We start from the raw sequence: 17774 nt of genomic DNA on the forward strand, positions 1-17774 counted from the left end.
CCTGTGGGCCCGGCGCCCGGCCGGGCGCCGGCCGTGGTCGACGTGACCGCACTCCCACTCGTCCGAGTGAATGGGCGGTCACGTCGACCTGCGCGTTCCTCGTATTCATGTTGTGATAACCGGTGAGTCGCTCCTCGGTTCTGCGGCCGGTCCTCCGAGCGAACGGTTGCGACGACCGTCACAAATCAACCCGCGGACTTGATCGGCACGCGGCGCCGCTCCGCTCGGTCGGGCGCGGCAGCGGATCCGTTTTGACCCGTGGGAACCAGGCGGGGTATCTTTGGTACTCGTGCCCGACCCATGTCGGGCCGCTCCGCGTGCCTACGCGCCAGTGGTGCTGGAAAGCCGGCCGCGGTGACCTCCACGCGTAGGGGCATCCTGGGATGTCGCCTGCGGACCTGGGGCGCTGTGTAGCACTTTCGGCACCGCCGAGAGCGGCGACACGCCCGACCTCGGGTGCAGAGAGGGACCAAGTAAACAGGGCTCGTCGCCCACGCGGCGGGCACGTAAAGGGAAGAAGCAGCCGGCGTATGCCAACGATCCAGCAGCTGGTCCGCAAGGGCCGGCAGGACAAGGTCGCCAAGCAGAAGACCGCGGCGCTCAAGGGCAGCCCGCAGCGGCGCGGTGTGTGCACCCGCGTCTACACGACCACGCCCAAGAAGCCGAACTCGGCGCTGCGCAAGGTCGCCCGCGTGAAGCTCACGAGCGGTATCGAGGTCACGGCTTACATCCCCGGTGAGGGCCACAACCTGCAGGAGCACTCGATGGTGCTCGTGCGCGGCGGTCGTGTGAAGGACCTCCCCGGTGTCCGCTACAAGATCATTCGCGGTTCGCTCGACACGCAGGGCGTGAAGAACCGCAAGCAGGCTCGCAGCCGGTACGGCGCGAAGAAGGAGAAGAGCTGATGCCCCGCAAGGGACCGGCCCCGAAGCGGCCGCTGATCTCCGACCCGGTCTACAGCTCTCCGCTGGTGACCCAGCTCATCAACAAGGTGCTGGTCGACGGCAAGCGCTCCGTGGCCGAGCGGATCGTGTACGGCGCCCTCGAAGGCGCCCGCGACAAGACGGGCACCGACCCGGTGGTCACGCTCAAGCGCGCCCTGGACAACGTCAAGCCCGCCCTCGAGGTGAAGTCCCGCCGCGTCGGTGGCGCCACCTACCAGGTGCCGGTCGAGGTGAAGCCGGGCCGCTCGACCACGCTCGCGCTGCGCTGGCTGATCACCTTCTCCCGGCAGCGCCGCGAGAAGACCATGATCGAGCGCCTGATGAACGAGCTGCTCGACGCGAGCAACGGCCTGGGCGCGAGCGTCAAGCGCCGCGAGGACACGCACAAGATGGCCGAGTCGAACAAGGCCTTCGCCCACTACCGCTGGTGACGTGCCGCCCGGTGGGGCAGCCCCGAGCAGCCCCGCCGAGCGCCTCCCGGCCCTAGTGAGCCTGCTACCAGCTAGCTCAAGACAGGGGAAGACACCCGTGGCACAGGACGTGCTCACCGACCTGGCCAAGGTCCGCAACATCGGGATCATGGCCCACATCGACGCGGGCAAGACCACGACGACCGAGCGGATCCTGTTCTACACCGGGATCAGCTACAAGATCGGCGAGGTCCACGACGGCGCCGCGGTGATGGACTGGATGGAGCAGGAGCAGGAGCGCGGCATCACGATCACGTCGGCCGCGACGACCTGCTTCTGGAAGAACCACCAGATCAACATCATCGACACGCCGGGCCACGTCGACTTCACCGTCGAGGTGGAGCGCAACCTCCGCGTCCTCGACGGTGCCGTTGCCGTGTTCGACGGCAAGGAAGGCGTCGAGCCCCAGTCCGAGCAGGTCTGGCGCCAGGCGACCAAGTACGACGTCCCGCGCATCTGCTTCGTCAACAAGATGGACAAGCTCGGCGCGGACTTCTACTTCACCGTCCGCACCATCCAGGAGCGCCTCGGCGCGAAGCCGCTGCCGATCCAGCTCCCGATCGGGTCGGAGAGCGACTTCATCGGCGTGATCGACCTGGTCGAGATGCGCGCGCTGACCTGGCGCGGAGAGGTCCAGAAGGGCGAGGACTACACGGTCGAGGAGATCCCGGCCGACCTCGCCGAGAAGGCCGCCGAGTACCGCGAGCAGCTGATCGAGGCCGTCGCCGAGACCGACGACGACCTGATGGAGTCCTACCTCGCGGGCGAGGAACTGACCGTCGAGCAGATCAAGACGGGCATCCGCGCGATCGTCAAGAACCGCGCCGGGTACCCGGTGCTGTGCGGCTCGGCGTTCAAGAACAAGGGCGTCCAGCCCATGCTCGACGCGGTGATCGACTACCTGCCGGCCCCGCTGGACCTCCCGCCGGTCGAGGGCACGCTGCAGGACGGCGAGACGCCGGCCTTCCGCGCGCCGAAGACCGACGAGCCGTTCGCCGCGCTCGCGTTCAAGATCGCCGCGCACCCGTTCTTCGGCAAGCTCACCTACATCCGGGTCTACTCGGGCAAGGTGGCCTCCGGCACCCAGGTCATCAACTCGACCAAGGACCGCAAGGAGCGCATCGGGAAGATCTTCCAGATGCACGCCAACAAGGAGAACCCGGTCGAAGAGGCCATGGCGGGCCACATCTACGCCGTCATCGGCCTGAAGGACACCACCACCGGTGAGACGCTCTGCGACCCGCAGGCGCCCATCGTGCTGGAGTCGATGACCTTCCCCGAGCCGGTCATCCAGGTGGCGATCGAGCCGAAGACGAAGGCCGACCAGGAGAAGCTGGGCACCGCGATCCAGAAGCTGGCCGAGGAGGACCCGACGTTCCGGGTCAACCTGGACCAGGAGACCGGCCAGACGATCATCGCCGGCATGGGCGAGCTCCACCTGGACATCCTGGTGGACCGCATGCGCCGCGAGTTCAAGGTCGAGGCCAACATCGGCAAGCCGCAGGTGGCGTACCGGGAGACGATCCGCCGCAAGGTGGAGAAGTACTCCTACACCCACAAGAAGCAGACCGGTGGTTCCGGCCAGTTCGCGAAGGTCCTCATCGACCTGGAGCCGCTGGAGAAGACCGAGGACGGCGCTCTCTACGAGTTCGTCAACGCGGTCACCGGTGGTCGCATCCCCCGGGAGTACATCCCGTCGGTGGACGCGGGCGCCCAGGACGCGATGCAGTACGGCGTGCTGGCGGGTTACCCGCTGGTGGGCGTCAAGCTGACGCTGGTCGACGGCGCCTACCACGAGGTCGACTCCTCGGAGATGGCGTTCAAGATCGCGGGCTCCATGGCGCTCAAGGAAGCCGCTCGCCAGGCGAGCCCGGCGATCCTCGAGCCGTTGATGGCGGTCGAGGTCACCACGCCCGAGGACTACATGGGCGACGTGATCGGCGACTTGAACTCCCGCCGTGGCCAGATCCAGGCCATGGAGGAGCGCAGCGGCGCCCGTGTCGTCAAGGCACTGGTCCCGCTGTCGGAGATGTTCGGGTACGTCGGCGACCTGCGGTCCAGGACCCAGGGTCGCGCGAACTACTCGATGACCTTTGACTCCTACGCCGAGGTTCCCGCGAACGTGGCGAAGGAGATCATCGCGAAGGCTACGGGCGAGTAACCCCAACCGGAGCACCGCAGCACCACGCGGGCTCTCCGGGGGGATGCCCCGGGGTCCGCACAACCGACCCTGACGTGAAGTCCGGCGGGTGGGAACCCACCCGCCGGGCCGAGCAATAGAAGTCCAGGAGGACATTCCAGTGGCGAAGGCGAAGTTCGAGCGGACGAAGCCGCACGTCAACATCGGCACCATCGGTCACATCGACCACGGTAAGACGACGCTGACGGCTGCGATCTCCAAGGTCCTGCACGACAAGTACCCGGACCTGAACCCCTTCACGCCGTTCGACCAGATCGACAAGGCGCCGGAGGAGAAGCAGCGCGGCATCACGATCTCGATCGCGCACATCGAGTACCAGACCGACAAGCGCCACTACGCGCACGTCGACTGCCCCGGTCACGCCGACTACATCAAGAACATGATCACCGGTGCGGCGCAGATGGACGGCGCCATCCTGGTGGTCGCGGCGACCGACGGCCCGATGCCGCAGACCAAGGAGCACGTCCTCCTGGCCCGCCAGGTCGGTGTGCCCTACATCGTGGTGGCCCTGAACAAGGCCGACATGGTGGACGACGAGGAGATCCTGGAGCTCGTCGAGCTCGAGGTCCGCGAGCTGCTCTCCGAGTACGAGTTCCCCGGTGACGACCTGCCGGTCGTCCGCGTCTCCGCGCTGAAGGCGCTGGAGGGCGACGCCGAGTGGGGCGAGAAGCTCATCGGCCTGATGGACGCCGTGGACGAGAACATCCCGGAGCCCGAGCGCGAGGTCGACCGGCCGTTCCTGATGCCGGTCGAGGACGTGTTCACCATCACCGGTCGTGGCACCGTGGTGACCGGCCGCATCGAGCGCGGCATCATCAAGGTCAACGAAGAGGTCGAGATCGTCGGCATCAAGGAGACCTCGAAGAAGACGACGGTCACCTCGATCGAGATGTTCAAGAAGTTCCTCGACGAGGGCCGCGCGGGCGACAACGCCGCGCTGCTGCTCCGCGGCATCAAGCGCGAGGAGGTGGAGCGCGGCATGGTGATCGTGAAGCCGGGCACCACCACCCCGCACACCGAGTTCGAGGCGCAGGTCTACATCCTGTCGAAGGACGAGGGTGGCCGCCACACGCCGTTCTTCAACAACTACCGCCCGCAGTTCTACTTCCGCACCACGGACGTGACCGGCGTCGTGACCCTCCCCGAGGGCACCGAGATGGTCATGCCGGGCGACACCACGTCGATGACCGTGAAGCTGATCCAGCCGATCGCCATGGACGAGGGCCTGCGGTTCGCCATCCGCGAGGGTGGCCGCACCGTCGGCGCGGGCTCGGTCACCAAGATCATCAAGTGACCTGGCTCTAATTCTCACCCCCCGATTTGGTCTGCGCACCCGCGTGTGCGACCATTGACGGGTTGCTCGTCGGGGCGGCCGGTTCGAGTCTGGACTCGGCCGCCCCGTCACGAGTGGGGTTTGATCGAGCAAGACAATCCCACAGGTTTCATCAGTGGGACCGGTCTGTGCGTTGGGGCGCGACACGCCCGACCGCGTGGACCGGGCACCGTGACACCGCTCGGTGTCAATCCTGAATAGGGGGCGGAGCGCGCCGGAGGTCCCGTGACCTCGTGCAAGGTGCCCGCACCGCAGCGGTACTAGAAGCAGAGGAACGGCAAGCCATCATGGCGGGACAGAAGATCCGCATCCGGCTCAAGGCCTACGACCACGAGGCGATCGACGCGTCCGCGCGCAAGATCGTCGAGACCGTGACGCGCACCGGCGCTCGGGTCGTCGGGCCTGTGCCGCTGCCCACTGAGAAGAACGTTTACTGCGTCATCCGCTCGCCGCACAAGTACAAGGACTCGCGCGAGCACTTCGAGATGCGCACGCACAAGCGTCTGATCGACATCCTCGACCCGACGCCGAAGACGGTGGACGCGCTCATGCGCATCGACCTGCCGGCGAGCGTCGACGTCAACATCCAGTAAGCGTTGGACGCGGCAGTGTTGATCCCATTTGGGGCGGAGAGTAACGAGACCCATGTCTGACAGGCAGGTTAAGGGCCTCCTGGGCACCAAGCTCGGCATGACTCAGGTCTTCGACGAGAACAACCGGATCGTTCCGGTCACCGTCGTCAAGGCCGAGCCGAACGTGGTCACCCAGGTTCGGACCCAGGAAATCGACGGCTACTCGGCCGTGCAGCTGGCCTTCGGCGCGATCGACCCGCGCAAGGTCAACAAGCCCGTCGCGGGCCACTACGCCAAGGCGGGCGTCACGCCCCGCCGCCACCTGGCGGAGCTGCGCACCACGGATGCGGCCGAGTACACGGTCGGCCAGGAAATCACCGCCGAGGTCTTCGAGGCCGGCGTGGTGGTCGACGTGGTCGGCACCAGCAAGGGCAAGGGCACCGCGGGTGTCATGAAGCGCCACGGGTTCAAGGGCCTCGGCGCCAGCCACGGCACGCAGCGCAAGCACCGCTCGCCGGGTTCCATCGGCGGCTGCGCCACGCCCGGCCGCGTGTTCAAGGGCCTGCGGATGGCGGGTCGGATGGGCAACGTGCGGGTGACCACCCAGAACCTCAAGGTGCACCGCGTGGACGCCGAGTCCGGCCTCCTGCTCATCAAGGGCGCCGTGCCCGGTCCCAAGGGCGGCACCGTGTTCATCAAGACCGCTGCGAAGGGTGGTGCCTGATCATGACTTCCGTTGAGATCCGCACCCCGGCGGGCAAGGCCGACGGCTCCGTCGAGCTGCCTGCCGCGATCTTCGACGCGCAGGCGAACGTGGCCCTGCTGCACCAGGTGGTCGTGGCCCAGTTGGCTGCGGCTCGCCAGGGCACGCACGCCACGAAGACCCGCGGCGAAGTCCGCGGTGGTGGCAAGAAGCCGTACCGGCAGAAGGGCACCGGCCGCGCCCGTCAGGGCTCGACCCGCGCGCCGCAGTTCGCCGGTGGTGGCGTCGTCCACGGCCCGCAGCCGCGTGACTACAGCCAGCGCACCCCCAAGAAGATGAAGGCCGCTGCCCTGCGTGGCGCCCTCTCCGACCGGGCGCGCGCCGAGCAGGTGCACGTGGTGACGAGCTTCGTCGAGGGCGACACGCCGTCGACCAAGGCCGCCCGCAAGGTGCTGGAGTCGGTGACCGAGGCCCGCCGCGTGCTGGCCGTGCTGCTGCGCACCGACGAGGTTTCGTGGGTCAGCCTGCGCAACCTGCCGCACGTGCACATCATCGCGCCGGACCAGCTCAACACCTACGACGTGCTGGTCAACGACGACGTGGTGTTCACCAAGGACGCGCTCGACGTGTTCCTGGCGAGCAAGGCCCAGCACGGGCAGGGCTCCGCCGAGGCGACCGCGACGTCCACCGAGGGTGACGAGGAGGCCGCGAAGTGATCCCCGACCACCGGGACATCCTGCTCGCGCCGGTCATCTCCGAGAAGTCCTACGGGCTGCTCGAGGAGAACAAGTACACCTTCGTGGTGGCTCCCGGCTCGAACAAGACCCAGATCAAGATTGCCGTGGAGAAGGTCTTCGGCGTCAAGGTCGTCAGCGTCAACACGCTCAACCGCCAGGGCAAGCGCAAGCGGACCCGGACCGGTTATGGCAAGCGCAAGGACACCAAGCGCGCCATCGTGACGCTGTCCGCCGAGAGCAAGCCGATCGAGATCTTCGGCGGCCCGGCCGCCTGATGACGACGAGGACTGCGTAGAGATGGGCATTCGCAAGTACAAGCCGACGACCCCCGGTCGTCGCGGTGCGAGCGTCTCCGACTTCGCCGAGATCACTCGGACGACGCCGGAGAAGTCGCTGATCCGCCCGCTGCACGGCCGCGGTGGCCGCAACGCGTCGGGCAAGATCACGACGCGGCACAAGGGCGGCGGCCACAAGCGGGCGTACCGCCTCATCGACTTCCGCCGCACCGACAAGGACGGCGTGCCGGCCAAGGTCGCTCACATCGAGTACGACCCCAACCGCACCGCGCGCATCGCGCTGCTGCACTACCTCGACGGCGAGAAGCGCTACATCATCGCCCCGTCGAAGCTGCAGCAGGGCGACATGGTGGAGAACGGCCCGAAGGCTGACATCAAGCCGGGCAACAACCTGCCGCTGCGCAACATCCCGGTCGGCACCGTGATCCACGCGATCGAGCTCCGCCCCGGCGGCGGCGCGAAGATCGCCCGGTCCGCGGGCGCGAGCGTGCAGCTCGTCGCCAAGGACGGCCCCTACGCCCAGCTGCGGATGCCCTCGGGCGAGATCCGCAACGTGGACGTCCGGTGCCGCGCCACGGTCGGCGAGGTCGGCAACGCCGAGCACCAGAACATCAACTGGGGCAAGGCCGGCCGCATGCGCTGGAAGGGCCGCAAGCCCACGGTGCGTGGTGTCGCGATGAACCCGGTCGACCACCCCCACGGTGGTGGTGAGGGCAAGACCTCCGGTGGTCGCCACCCGGTGAACCCGGCGGGCAAGCCCGAGGGTCGCACCCGCCGCCGCAACAAGCCAAGCGACAAGCTCATCGTCCGGCGTCGTCGCACCGGTAAGAAGCGCTGAGCAGGGAGGGAGTGAAGGATGCCTCGCAGCCTTAAGAAGGGCCCCTTCGTGGACGACCACCTGCTCAAGAAGGTGGACGCCCTCAACGAATCGGGCAAGAAGACCGTCATCAAGACCTGGTCCCGCCGGTCGACGATCATCCCCGACATGTTGGGCCACACGATCGCGGTGCACGACGGCCGCAAGCACGTGCCGGTGTTCGTCTCGGAGGCGATGGTCGGGCACAAGCTCGGCGAGTTCGCCCCGACCCGCACGTTCAAGGGCCACATCAAGGACGACCGGAAGTCGCGCCGTCGCTAGGCGACGAACTAGAGGAAGAGCAAGGGGAAGCAGCGATGAACGCCCGTAACGAAGCCGAAGCGCCGGAGTTCCCGCGCGCCGTGGCTCGGGCTCGCTACGTCCGTGACACGCCCATGAAGGTGCGTCGCGTCGTCGAGCTCATCAGGGGTCGTAGCGCCAGCGAGGCCCTGGCCGTGCTCCAGTTCGCGCCGCAGGCGGCATCTGAGCCGGTCCGCAAGGTGCTGCAGAGCGCCGTGGCCAACGCCGAGAACAACCTGTCCCTCGACCCCGACACCCTCTGGGTGTCGAAGGTCTACGTGGACGAGGGCCCGACCCTCAAGCGGTTCCGCCCGCGCGCCCAGGGCCGCGCCTACCGGATCCGCAAGCGGACGAGCCACATCACCGTCGAGGTGGAGAGCCGTCCGAAGAAGACCAGCGCGAAGGCCGGCGCTGACAGGAAGGGGGCTCGGTAGTGGGCCAGAAAATCAACCCGCACGGCTTCCGACTTGGTATCACCACGGACTGGAAGTCCCGCTGGTACGCCGACAAGCAGTACGCGGAGTACGTGGCGGAGGACGTCAAGATCCGCAAGCTGCTCTCCAAGGGCATGGAGCGGGCCGGCATCTCGAAGGTGGAGATCGAGCGCACCCGTGACCGGGTCCGCGTCGACATCCACACCGCCCGGCCGGGCATCGTCATCGGCCGCCGCGGCGCCGAGGCCGACCGCATCCGCGGTGAGCTGGAGAAGCTCACCAAGAAGCAGGTGCAGCTCAACATCCTCGAGGTGAAGAGCCCGGAGTCGGACGCCCAGCTGGTCGCGCAGGGCGTGGCCGAGCAGCTGTCCAACCGCGTGGCGTTCCGCCGCGCGATGCGCAAGGCCATCCAGTCGGCCATGCGCTCGCCCCAGGTGAAGGGCATCCGCGTGCAGTGCGGCGGCCGTCTCGGCGGTGCCGAGATGTCCCGCTCCGAGCACTACCGCGATGGCCGGGTTCCGCTGCACACGCTGCGCGCCGACATCGACTACGGCTTCTTCGAGGCCCGCACCACGTTCGGCCGCATCGGCGTGAAGGTGTGGATCTACAAGGGCGACATCGTCGGTGGCATCAGCGCCAAGCGCGAGCGTGACGCCGCTCCGGCGGCCGACCGCGCACCGCGCCGCGACCGCGCCGACCGCCCGAACCGGGCGCGTCGTTCCGGCGCCAGCGGCACCACCGCGACGAGCACCGAGGCCGGCCGGGCCGCTGCGGGCGACCAGGCCGCCGCGCCGACCGAAGAGAAGACGGAGGGCTGAGTCGTGCTCATCCCGCGCAGGGTTAAGCACCGCAAGCAGCACCACCCCGGACGGTCCGGTGCTGCCAAGGGCGGCACGAGGGTCACCTTCGGCGAGTACGGCATCCAGGCTCTGGAGCCCGCCTACGTGACCAACCGGCAGATCGAGTCGGCTCGTATCGCGATCACCCGGCACATCCGCCGTGGTGGCAAGGTCTGGATCAACATCTTCCCGGACCGCCCGCTGACCAAGAAGCCCGCCGAGACCCGCATGGGTTCCGGCAAGGGCTCGCCGGAGTGGTGGGTGGCCAACATCAAGCCGGGTCGGGTGCTCTTCGAGATGAGCTTCCCGAACGAGGCTGTGGCCCGCGAGGCGCTGCGTCGCGCGATCCACAAGCTCCCGATGAAGTGCCGCATCGTTACGCGTGAGGGTGGTGAGTTCTGATGGCAGCGGGTACCACCGCTTCCGAGCTGCGTGAGCTCACCGAGGAAGAGCTCGTGCTGCGCCTGAGGGAGGCGAAGGAGGAGCTGTTCAACCTCCGCTTCCAGATGGCCACCGGGCAGCTCGACAACAACCGCCGCCTGCGCACGGTCCGGCACGAGATCGCCCGGATCTACACCGTGATGCGGGAACGGGAGCTGGGCCTCTCGGCCTCTCCCGACGCGGTTTCCACTGGTGAGGGTGCGGCATGAGCGAGAACAACGAAGTGACTACCGAGGTTCGCAACGACCGCAAGGTCCGCGAGGGCTACGTCGTGTCCGACAAGATGGACAAGACGATCGTGGTGGCGGTCGAGGACCGCAAGAAGCACCGCCGGTACTCGAAGGTCATGCGCTCCACCACCAAGGTGAAGGCGCACGACGAGCAGAACACCGCCGGCGTCGGCGACCGCGTCCTGCTGATGGAGACGCGGCCGCTGTCGGCCACCAAGCGCTGGCGCCTCGTGCAGGTCCTCGAGAAGGCCAAGTAGCCAGTCGTACGACCGAGCCCGTCAGGTCGGAAATCTGGCGGGCCAGGAATGGTCAAGGAGCAGGTAAGTGATCCAACAGGAGTCGCGGCTGCGCGTCGCCGACAACACCGGTGCGAAGGAAATCCTCTGCATCCGTGTTCTCGGTGGCTCGGGCCGCCGCTACGCGGGCATCGGGGACATCATCGTCGCGACGGTGAAGCAGGCCATCCCGGGTGCCGGCGTCAAGAAGGGCGACGTCGTCAAGGCGGTCATCGTCCGGACCGTGAAGGAGAAGCGTCGTCCCGACGGCTCCTACATCCGGTTCGACGAGAACGCCGCGGTGCTCATCAAGAACGACAACGAGCCGCGGGGCACCCGCATCTTCGGCCCGGTCGGTCGGGAGCTGCGCGACAAGAAGTTCATGAAGATCATCTCGTTGGCGCCGGAGGTGCTCTGACCATGAAGGTGAAGAAGGGCGACACGGTCGTCGTAATCGCCGGCAAGGACAAGGGCGCTCGCGGCAAGGTCATCCAGGCCTACCCCGCTGAGAGCCGCGTCCTGGTCGAGGGCGTCAACCGCATCAAGAAGCACACCCGGATCTCGCAGACCGAGCGCGGCGCGCAGTCGGGCGGCATCGTGACGCAGGAGGCCCCCATCCACGTGTCCAACGTGATGGTGGTCGACGCGGACGGCAAGCCGACCCGTGTGGGCTACCGGACGAACGACGAGGGCAAGCGGGTCCGCATTTCCCGTCGTAACGGGAAGGACATCTGATGACCACCGTTGAGAAGACGCTGCCGCGGCTGAAGGTCCGCTACCGCGAGGAGATCGTCGCCTCGCTGCGCGAGCAGTTCGAGTACGCCAACGTCATGCAGATCCCGGGCGTGGTGAAGGTCGTCGTCAACATGGGTGTCGGCGACGCCGCCCGCGACGGCAAGCTGATCGAGGGCGCCGTCAAGGACCTGTCGATCATCACGGGCCAGCGGCCCGAGGTCCGCCGGGCCCGCAAGTCCATCGCGCAGTTCAAGCTGCGCGAGGGCATGCCGATCGGCGCGCGCGTCACGCTGCGCGGCGACCGCATGTGGGAGTTCCTGGACCGCCTGCTGACGATCGCGCTGCCCCGCATCCGCGACTTCCGCGGTCTGTCGGGCAAGCAGTTCGACGGCAACGGGAACTACACGTTCGGCCTCAACGAGCAGTCGATGTTCCACGAGATCGACCCGGACGCCATCGACCGCCCCCGCGGTATGGACATCACCGTGGTGACGACCGCGACCAACGACGAAGAGGGCCGGGCGCTGCTGAAGCTCCTGGGCTTCCCGTTCAAGGAGAACTGATCATGGCCAAGAAGGCGCTGATCAACAAGGCCGCGGCCAAGCCGAAGTTCAAGGTGCGGGGTTACACCCGCTGCCAGCGTTGCGGTCGCCCGCACTCGGTGTTCCGCAAGTTCGGCCTGTGCCGGATCTGCCTCCGCGAGATGGCGCACCGGGGCGAGCTGCCCGGTGTGAACAAGTCCAGCTGGTAAGTCCGGCTCGGCGGCAGGTTTTTCTAGTCTCATCACTTCGCTGTAGGCCCGTCCACGACCAGCCGGCCGCAACGCCGGCTCGGACCCTGGCTGGGGAACCGCAGCGAGAAAGGTTGACCAGGTCACCATGACGATGACCGACCCGATCGCAGACATGTTGACGCGTCTGCGGAACGCGAACTCGGCTTACCACGACAAGGTCGTGATGCCGCACTCGAAGTTGAAGGCCAACATCGCCGAGATCCTCAAGCGCGAGGGCTACATCGCGAGCTACCGCGATGAGCAGGGCGACGTGGCCAAGAACCTGGTTATCGAGCTGAAGTACGGCCCGAACCGGGAGCGCAGCATCGCCGGCCTCCGCCGCGTGTCGAAGCCGGGCCTGCGCGTGTACGCGAAGTCGACCAACCTGCCGAAGGTGCTGGGCGGTCTGGGCGTCGCGATCATTTCGACCTCTGGCGGTCTGATGACCGACCGCCAGGCCAACAAGTCGGGCGTGGGCGGAGAAGTCCTCGCCTACGTCTGGTGAGGAAGGGGGACTAGGCAATGTCGCGCATCGGAAAACTGCCGATCACCGTCCCCTCCGGGGTCGACGTGAACATCGATGGCCAGGCTGTGAGCGTGAAGGGGCCCAAGGGCACCTTGTCGCTCAACATCGCTGAGCCGATCATCATCGAGAAGGCCGACGACGGCACCCTCGAGGTGAAGCGCCCGAACGACGAGCGTCGCAGCCGTTCGCTGCACGGCCTGTCGCGCACCTTGGTGCAGAACATGGTCGTCGGCGTGACCCAGGGCTACGAGAAGAAGATGGAAATCCACGGCGTCGGTTACCGCGTGGCGCTGAAGGGTTCCGACCTGGAGTTCGCGCTGGGCTACAGCCACCCGGTGAAGGTGGAGGCCCCCGAGGGCATCACCTTCGCGGTGGAGACCCCGACCCGGTTCTCCGTGGCCGGCATCGACAAGCAGCTCGTGGGCGAGGTCGCCGCCAACATCCGCAAGCTCCGCAAGCCCGACCCGTACAAGGGCAAGGGCGTGCGGTACGCGGGCGAGAAGATCCGCCGCAAGGTCGGAAAGACGGGTAAGTGACATGAGCGAGACTGCAACCAAGCGGAAGACGGTCGGCAAGGACATCTCGACCACTCGCCGCATCGCCAAGACGCGCCGTCACTTCCGTCTCCGCAAGAAGGTCAGCGGCACGGCGGAGCGCCCGCGCCTGGTCGTGCACCGTTCGTCGAAGCACATCACCGTGCAGATCATCGACGACCTCACCGGCCACACCCTTGCGGCGGCGTCCTCCGTCGAGGCGGACGTCCGGTCGATCGACGGCGACAAGAAGGCCCGTGCGGCGAAGGTCGGCCAGCTGGCCGCCGCCCGCGCCAAGGACGCCGGGATCAGCAAGGTGGTCTTCGACCGGGGCGGCAACGCCTACCACGGTCGGATCGCCGCTCTGGCCGATGCCGCTCGCGAGGCTGGGCTGGAGTTCTGACAATGCACATGAACCGAATTGAGAGGGACGCCTGATGCCAGGACGCACGCGTCGCGAAGGCGGCGGGGGCGAGCGCGGAGAGCGCCGCGACCGCCGTGACGGTGGCCGCGGCGGAGCGGCCCAGGAGAAGACCCCGCACCTGGAGCGCGTGGTTGCGATCAACCGCGTCTCCAAGGTCGTGAAGGGTGGTCGTCGCTTCAGCTTCACCGCGCTCGTCGTGGTCGGCGACGGTGACGGCATGGTCGGTGTCGGCTACGGCAAGGCCAAGGAAGTTCCGGCGGCGATCGCCAAGGGTGTGGAGGAGGCGAAGAAGAACTTCTTCCGCGTCCCCCGCATCGCGGGCACGATCCCTCACCCGATCCAGGGCGAGAAGGCTGCCGGTGTGGTGCTGCTCCGCCCGGCTTCGGCCGGTACCGGTGTCATCGCCGGTGGCGCGGTCCGCGCGGTGCTGGAGTGCGCCGGCGTCCACGACGTGCTGAGCAAGTCGCTGGGCTCCGACAACGCCATCAACATCGTGCACGCCACCGTGGCGGCCCTGAAGGGCCTCCAGCGTCCCGAGGAGGTGGCCGCCCGTCGCGGTCTGCCCCTGGAGGACGTGGCTCCCGCCGGCATGCTCCGCGCCCGCGCAGGGGCGGTGTGACCATGGCTGAGCTCAAGGTGACGCAGGTCAAGAGCAGCATCGGTACCAAGCGCAACCACCGCGAGTCCCTCCGGACCCTCGGTCTGCGCAAGATCCGCCAGTCGGTGGTCCGCGAGGACACGCCGCAGGTGCGCGGTTTGATCCACACCGTGCGCCACCTGGTGGTCGTCGAGGAGGTCCAGTCGTGACCATCAAGATCCATGACCTGCGTCCGGCCCCCGGCGCCAAGACCGCGAAGACCCGTGTCGGTCGCGGTGAGGGCTCCAAGGGCAAGACCGCCGGTCGCGGCACGAAGGGCACCGGAGCGCGGAAGAACGTCTCCCCGCGCTTCGAGGGTGGCCAGATGCCGCTGCACATGCGCCTGCCGAAGCTGAAGGGCTTCCGCAACCCGTTCCGCACCGAGTACCAGGTCGTGAACGTGGGCGACATCGCCCGGGTGTTCCCGGACGGCGGTCGGGTGGACGTGGACGCACTCATCCACGCGGGCCTGGTGCGCAAGAACGAGCTCGTGAAGGTCCTCGGCAACGGTGACCTGGACGGCGTCAAGCTCGACGTCGTGGCGAACAAGTTCTCCGGCAGCGCGGTCGAGAAGATCGCCGCCGCCGGTGGCACCACCACCGTGCTCTGACGCGCGAAGCACTGCCGAACGGCCCCGGAGCCTCCCGCTCCGGGGCCGTTCGCGTGCCCGGGTTTTTGACGGTTGCCGGCCGCCGGGCGGGGCGTCCCGCCGAGCGGGAAGGGCCCTCGCGACGCTGATGAGACGCTGTTCGCGCAGGGCGTAAAACCGGTTGGCGGCGGGGTTAGCGTGCACCCATGTGGCTCGCCGTCTTCTTCGGCGCCTCGGTGCTGGTCGCACTGACCCCGGGCGCCAACAACCTCCTGGGCATGCACCACGGGGTCCACCACGGGCCGTTGCGGGCCGTGGTGGCGCTCCTGGGCCGCCTTGCGGCCTTCTCCCTGATGGTCGGCGCGGTCGTCGCGGGGCTCGGTCCCGTCCTGGCCGCCGGCCACACCGCCCTGACGGTGATCAAGTGGGCCGGCGTCGCCTACCTCGTCTACCTGGCCGTGCGCATCCTGACGACCAAGGAGACCGGTGGTGAGAGCCAGGTCCGCAACGGCACCCCGCTGCGCAAGGAGTTCCTGGTGGCGATCACCAACCCCAAGGCGCTGCTGATCTTCACCGCGTTCGTGCCCCAGTTCGTCGACCCCGCGCGGGGCCCGATCCCGGTGCAGCTGGTGACCCTCGGCGCGGTCTACCTGGCCGCGGAGGCGCTGGCGGGCACGGCGTACGTGGCGCTGGGCGCGGGTATCCGCAAGGCGGGGCTGACCAGGCGTGCCAAGGCCCGGCTGGACAGGGGCACGGCGGCGGTCCTGCTCGGCATGGCAGGGGTGCTGGCGACCAGCCGAACTTGATCCATTCGGGGGCTTGCCGGCGACCGTAGTCGATCGGGTACGAAGTGTGAGGGAAGACTGACTACGGCGATCGGCCAAGCGACTGTTAAAGTCGCGGGCTGAACCCGGATGCCCTCCGGGTCGGTCGCGGCTATCCGTCGCTTCCGCCACCGTCGGCGATGGGTCGACGGCATGTCCGCAAGACTGTGCCGGCAACACAGCCGGCACCGCAGGATGCCGACCCCAGTGGGGCGGCAACGCTGATGGAGGTTCGCGTGCTCGGCGCATTCCGCTCGGCTCTCGCGACGCCGGACCTACGCAAGAAGATCCTCTTCACACTGGGGATCGTCGTGGTGTACCGGTTGGGCGCCACCATGCCCGCGCCGGGCGTCTCCTTCAAGAACGTCAAACAGTGTGTCGAGTCGGTCGACCAGCAGGGGATCTACTCCCTGATCAACCTGTTCAGCGGTGGCGCGCTGCTGAACTTGTCGATCTTCGCGCTCGGCATCATGCCGTACATCACGGCGAGCATCATCATCCAGCTGCTCACCGTGGTGATTCCGCGGTTCGAGCAGCTGAAGAAGGAAGGCCAGGCGGGACAGGGCAAGCTGACCCAGTACACCCGCTACCTGACCATCGCGCTGGCGGTCCTGCAGTCCACGGGCATCATCGCCCTGGCCGTGCGCGGGCAGCTGTTCCAGAACTGCGAAGTGCCCGTCATCCCCGATGACAGCATCTTCAACCTGGTCGTCCTCGTGGTCGTGATGACCGCCGGCACCAGCGTGATCATGTGGCTCGGCGAGATCATCACCGAGAAGGGGATCGGCAACGGCATGTCGCTGCTGATCTTCACCGGCATCGCGGCGCGCATCCCGATCGAGGGCAAGATCATCCTCGACCGCGGTGGCCTGACGTTCTTCCTCGTCTGCGTCGCGGCCCTGCTGATCATCGCGAGCGTCATCTACGTGGAGCAGGCGCAGCGCCGCATCCCGGTCCAGTACGCGAAGCGGATGATCGGCCGCCGGATGTACGGCGGCACGTCGACCTACCTGCCGCTGAAGGTGAACCAGGCCGGTGTCATCCCGGTCATCTTCGCCTCGTCGCTGCTGTACCTGCCCGACCTGATCTCGCGCCTGACCGCGTCCACCGACGGGGCGGCGCCGAACTGGTGGGAGAGCTTCGTCGCGACGCACCTGGTGAGCCAGTCCAGCCCGGTGCACATCGCGCTCTACTTCCTGCTGATCGTCTTCTTCACGTACTTCTACGTCGGCATCACGTTCAACCCGGACGAGCGCGCGGACGAGATGAAGAAGTTCGGTGGGTTCATCCCGGGCATCCGGCCGGGGCGTCCCACCGCCGAGTACCTCCGCTTCGTGTTGGGGCGGATCACGCTGCCGGGCTCGCTCTACCTGGGCATCGTCGCCATCCTGCCGAACCTGTTCCTCGACCTCACCGGTCAGGGCCAGAACCAGAACTTCCCGTTCGGCGGCACGGCGGTGCTGATCATGGTCGGTGTCGGTCTCGACACCGTGAAGCAGATCGAGAGCCAGCTCATGCAGCGCAACTACGAAGGGTTCCTCCGCTAGTGCGACTCGTTCTCGTCGGCCCGCCCGGTGCGGGCAAGGGCACCCAGGCCAAAACGCTCAGCCGCGAGCTCGGCGTGCCGCACATCTCCACCGGGGACCTGTTCCGCGCCCACATCAGCGAGCAGACCGATCTGGGCAAGGAAGTCCAGGAGTACCTGGACGCGGGCGAGTTGGTGCCGGACGAGGTGACCAACGAGATGGTGCGCGTCCGGCTCTCGCAGCCGGACGCCGCCGGCGGCTTCCTGCTCGACGGCTTCCCGCGCAACACCGCCCAGGCCGGTGTGCTGGGCGGGATGCTGGCGGCCGAGGGCCAGAAGCTGGACGCGGTGCTGGAGTTCCGGATCGACGAGGACGTCGTGGTCGAGCGCCTGCTCGCCCGGGGTCGCACGGACGACAAGGAAGACGTGATCCGGCACCGCCAGCAGGTGTACCGGACGGAGACCGCGCCGCTGCTCGACTACTACGCCGACATCGTCGTGAGCATCGACGCCGTCGGCGAGGTCGACGAGATCAGCGAGCGCGCCCTCCGCGCGCTGCGCGACCTGAAGTGAGCGGTG

General features: G+C 67.6%; 28 protein-coding genes. All 28 read left to right on the forward strand.

What is annotated here, in order from left to right; genetic code table 11:
• Window positions 1-530: 530 nt before the first annotated feature.
• Window positions 531-905, forward strand: a complete 375-nt coding sequence (rpsL, locus tag LNK82_RS09055) for a 30S ribosomal protein S12 (protein WP_030473471.1) — start codon at window positions 531-533, stop codon at window positions 903-905.
• Window positions 905-1375, forward strand: a complete 471-nt coding sequence (gene rpsG, locus LNK82_RS09060; protein WP_053715239.1) for a 30S ribosomal protein S7 — start codon at window positions 905-907, stop codon at window positions 1373-1375. Before rpsL ends, rpsG begins: the two co-directional genes overlap by 1 nt.
• Before the next feature lie 97 nt (window positions 1376-1472).
• On the forward strand, window positions 1473-3575 hold the full coding sequence (gene fusA, locus LNK82_RS09065) for an elongation factor G (protein WP_230566483.1): 2103 nt from the start codon (window positions 1473-1475) through the stop codon (window positions 3573-3575).
• A 139-nt stretch (window positions 3576-3714) separates the two neighbouring features.
• Complete coding sequence (gene tuf / locus LNK82_RS09070) at window positions 3715-4908, forward strand: elongation factor Tu (protein WP_230566484.1); 1194 nt, start codon at window positions 3715-3717, stop codon at window positions 4906-4908.
• 326 nt (window positions 4909-5234) lie between these two features.
• Window positions 5235-5540, forward strand: coding sequence for a 30S ribosomal protein S10 (gene rpsJ / locus LNK82_RS09075; RefSeq protein ID WP_003938093.1), 306 nt, complete (start codon window positions 5235-5237; stop codon window positions 5538-5540).
• 52 nt (window positions 5541-5592) lie between these two features.
• Complete coding sequence (gene rplC, locus LNK82_RS09080) at window positions 5593-6243, forward strand: 50S ribosomal protein L3 (protein WP_230566485.1); 651 nt, start codon at window positions 5593-5595, stop codon at window positions 6241-6243.
• A 2-nt stretch (window positions 6244-6245) separates the two neighbouring features.
• Window positions 6246-6938, forward strand: coding sequence for a 50S ribosomal protein L4 (rplD, locus tag LNK82_RS09085; RefSeq protein WP_230566486.1), 693 nt, complete (start codon window positions 6246-6248; stop codon window positions 6936-6938).
• The gene (gene rplW, locus LNK82_RS09090) at window positions 6935-7234 is read left to right on the forward strand and encodes a 50S ribosomal protein L23 (protein ID WP_053715234.1); all 300 of its coding nucleotides are present in this window, start codon (window positions 6935-6937) and stop codon (window positions 7232-7234) included. The genes rplD and rplW overlap by 4 nt, the downstream gene beginning before the upstream one ends.
• A gap of 22 nt (window positions 7235-7256) precedes the next feature.
• A complete protein-coding gene (gene rplB, locus LNK82_RS09095; protein ID WP_053715233.1) occupies window positions 7257-8093 on the forward strand; it encodes a 50S ribosomal protein L2 in 837 nt (278 codons plus the stop codon).
• 18 nt (window positions 8094-8111) lie between these two features.
• Complete coding sequence (rpsS, locus tag LNK82_RS09100; RefSeq protein WP_033384221.1) at window positions 8112-8393, forward strand: 30S ribosomal protein S19; 282 nt, start codon at window positions 8112-8114, stop codon at window positions 8391-8393.
• A 35-nt stretch (window positions 8394-8428) separates the two neighbouring features.
• Complete coding sequence (rplV, locus tag LNK82_RS09105; protein WP_053715232.1) at window positions 8429-8845, forward strand: 50S ribosomal protein L22; 417 nt, start codon at window positions 8429-8431, stop codon at window positions 8843-8845.
• Window positions 8845-9663, forward strand: a complete 819-nt coding sequence (gene rpsC, locus LNK82_RS09110) for a 30S ribosomal protein S3 (protein ID WP_053715231.1) — start codon at window positions 8845-8847, stop codon at window positions 9661-9663. The genes rplV and rpsC overlap by 1 nt, the downstream gene beginning before the upstream one ends.
• A gap of 3 nt (window positions 9664-9666) precedes the next feature.
• Window positions 9667-10086, forward strand: a complete 420-nt coding sequence (rplP, locus tag LNK82_RS09115) for a 50S ribosomal protein L16 (RefSeq protein WP_053715230.1) — start codon at window positions 9667-9669, stop codon at window positions 10084-10086.
• On the forward strand, window positions 10086-10334 hold the full coding sequence (gene rpmC, locus LNK82_RS09120) for a 50S ribosomal protein L29 (protein WP_033428581.1): 249 nt from the start codon (window positions 10086-10088) through the stop codon (window positions 10332-10334). Before rplP ends, rpmC begins: the two co-directional genes overlap by 1 nt.
• Window positions 10331-10612, forward strand: coding sequence for a 30S ribosomal protein S17 (gene rpsQ / locus LNK82_RS09125; protein WP_230566487.1), 282 nt, complete (start codon window positions 10331-10333; stop codon window positions 10610-10612). The genes rpmC and rpsQ overlap by 4 nt, the downstream gene beginning before the upstream one ends.
• A 67-nt stretch (window positions 10613-10679) precedes the next feature.
• Window positions 10680-11048, forward strand: coding sequence for a 50S ribosomal protein L14 (gene rplN / locus LNK82_RS09130; RefSeq protein ID WP_033436721.1), 369 nt, complete (start codon window positions 10680-10682; stop codon window positions 11046-11048).
• Window positions 11049-11050: 2 nt separating this feature from the next.
• Entirely contained in the window at window positions 11051-11365 is a 315-nt protein-coding gene (gene rplX, locus LNK82_RS09135; protein WP_230566488.1) for a 50S ribosomal protein L24, read from the forward strand.
• Window positions 11365-11928, forward strand: a complete 564-nt coding sequence (rplE, locus tag LNK82_RS09140; protein ID WP_123745278.1) for a 50S ribosomal protein L5 — start codon at window positions 11365-11367, stop codon at window positions 11926-11928. The genes rplX and rplE overlap by 1 nt, the downstream gene beginning before the upstream one ends.
• Before the next feature lie 2 nt (window positions 11929-11930).
• The gene (locus LNK82_RS09145; protein ID WP_033436724.1) at window positions 11931-12116 is read left to right on the forward strand and encodes a type Z 30S ribosomal protein S14; all 186 of its coding nucleotides are present in this window, start codon (window positions 11931-11933) and stop codon (window positions 12114-12116) included.
• Between the two features lie 127 nt (window positions 12117-12243).
• On the forward strand, window positions 12244-12642 hold the full coding sequence (gene rpsH, locus LNK82_RS09150; RefSeq protein ID WP_033428586.1) for a 30S ribosomal protein S8: 399 nt from the start codon (window positions 12244-12246) through the stop codon (window positions 12640-12642).
• A gap of 17 nt (window positions 12643-12659) precedes the next feature.
• A complete protein-coding gene (gene rplF / locus LNK82_RS09155) occupies window positions 12660-13199 on the forward strand; it encodes a 50S ribosomal protein L6 (RefSeq protein ID WP_053715225.1) in 540 nt (179 codons plus the stop codon).
• Window position 13200: 1 nt separating this feature from the next.
• Window positions 13201-13599 (forward strand): 50S ribosomal protein L18, encoded by a 399-nt coding sequence (rplR, locus tag LNK82_RS09160; RefSeq protein WP_230566489.1) that lies wholly within the window; start codon window positions 13201-13203, stop codon window positions 13597-13599.
• Window positions 13600-13633: 34 nt separating this feature from the next.
• Window positions 13634-14239, forward strand: a complete 606-nt coding sequence (gene rpsE, locus LNK82_RS09165; protein ID WP_037329520.1) for a 30S ribosomal protein S5 — start codon at window positions 13634-13636, stop codon at window positions 14237-14239.
• Between the two features lie 2 nt (window positions 14240-14241).
• Window positions 14242-14427 (forward strand): 50S ribosomal protein L30, encoded by a 186-nt coding sequence (gene rpmD, locus LNK82_RS09170; protein ID WP_053715223.1) that lies wholly within the window; start codon window positions 14242-14244, stop codon window positions 14425-14427.
• Window positions 14424-14867, forward strand: coding sequence for a 50S ribosomal protein L15 (gene rplO, locus LNK82_RS09175; protein ID WP_230566490.1), 444 nt, complete (start codon window positions 14424-14426; stop codon window positions 14865-14867). The genes rpmD and rplO overlap by 4 nt, the downstream gene beginning before the upstream one ends.
• A gap of 185 nt (window positions 14868-15052) precedes the next feature.
• Window positions 15053-15652, forward strand: a complete 600-nt coding sequence (locus LNK82_RS09180; protein WP_230566491.1) for a LysE family translocator — start codon at window positions 15053-15055, stop codon at window positions 15650-15652.
• A 254-nt stretch (window positions 15653-15906) separates the two neighbouring features.
• Window positions 15907-17217 carry a preprotein translocase subunit SecY gene (secY, locus tag LNK82_RS09185; RefSeq protein WP_230566492.1) on the forward strand — a complete coding sequence of 437 codons (1311 nt, stop codon included), beginning with the start codon at window positions 15907-15909 and terminating at the stop codon, window positions 17215-17217.
• Window positions 17217-17768, forward strand: coding sequence for an adenylate kinase (locus tag LNK82_RS09190; protein WP_230566493.1), 552 nt, complete (start codon window positions 17217-17219; stop codon window positions 17766-17768). Before secY ends, LNK82_RS09190 begins: the two co-directional genes overlap by 1 nt.
• Window positions 17769-17774 lie beyond the last annotated feature (6 nt).

Origin of the sequence: Saccharothrix luteola (assembly GCF_020859565.1) — a bacterium.
GTDB classification, from domain to species: domain Bacteria; phylum Actinomycetota; class Actinomycetes; order Mycobacteriales; family Pseudonocardiaceae; genus Actinosynnema; species Actinosynnema luteola.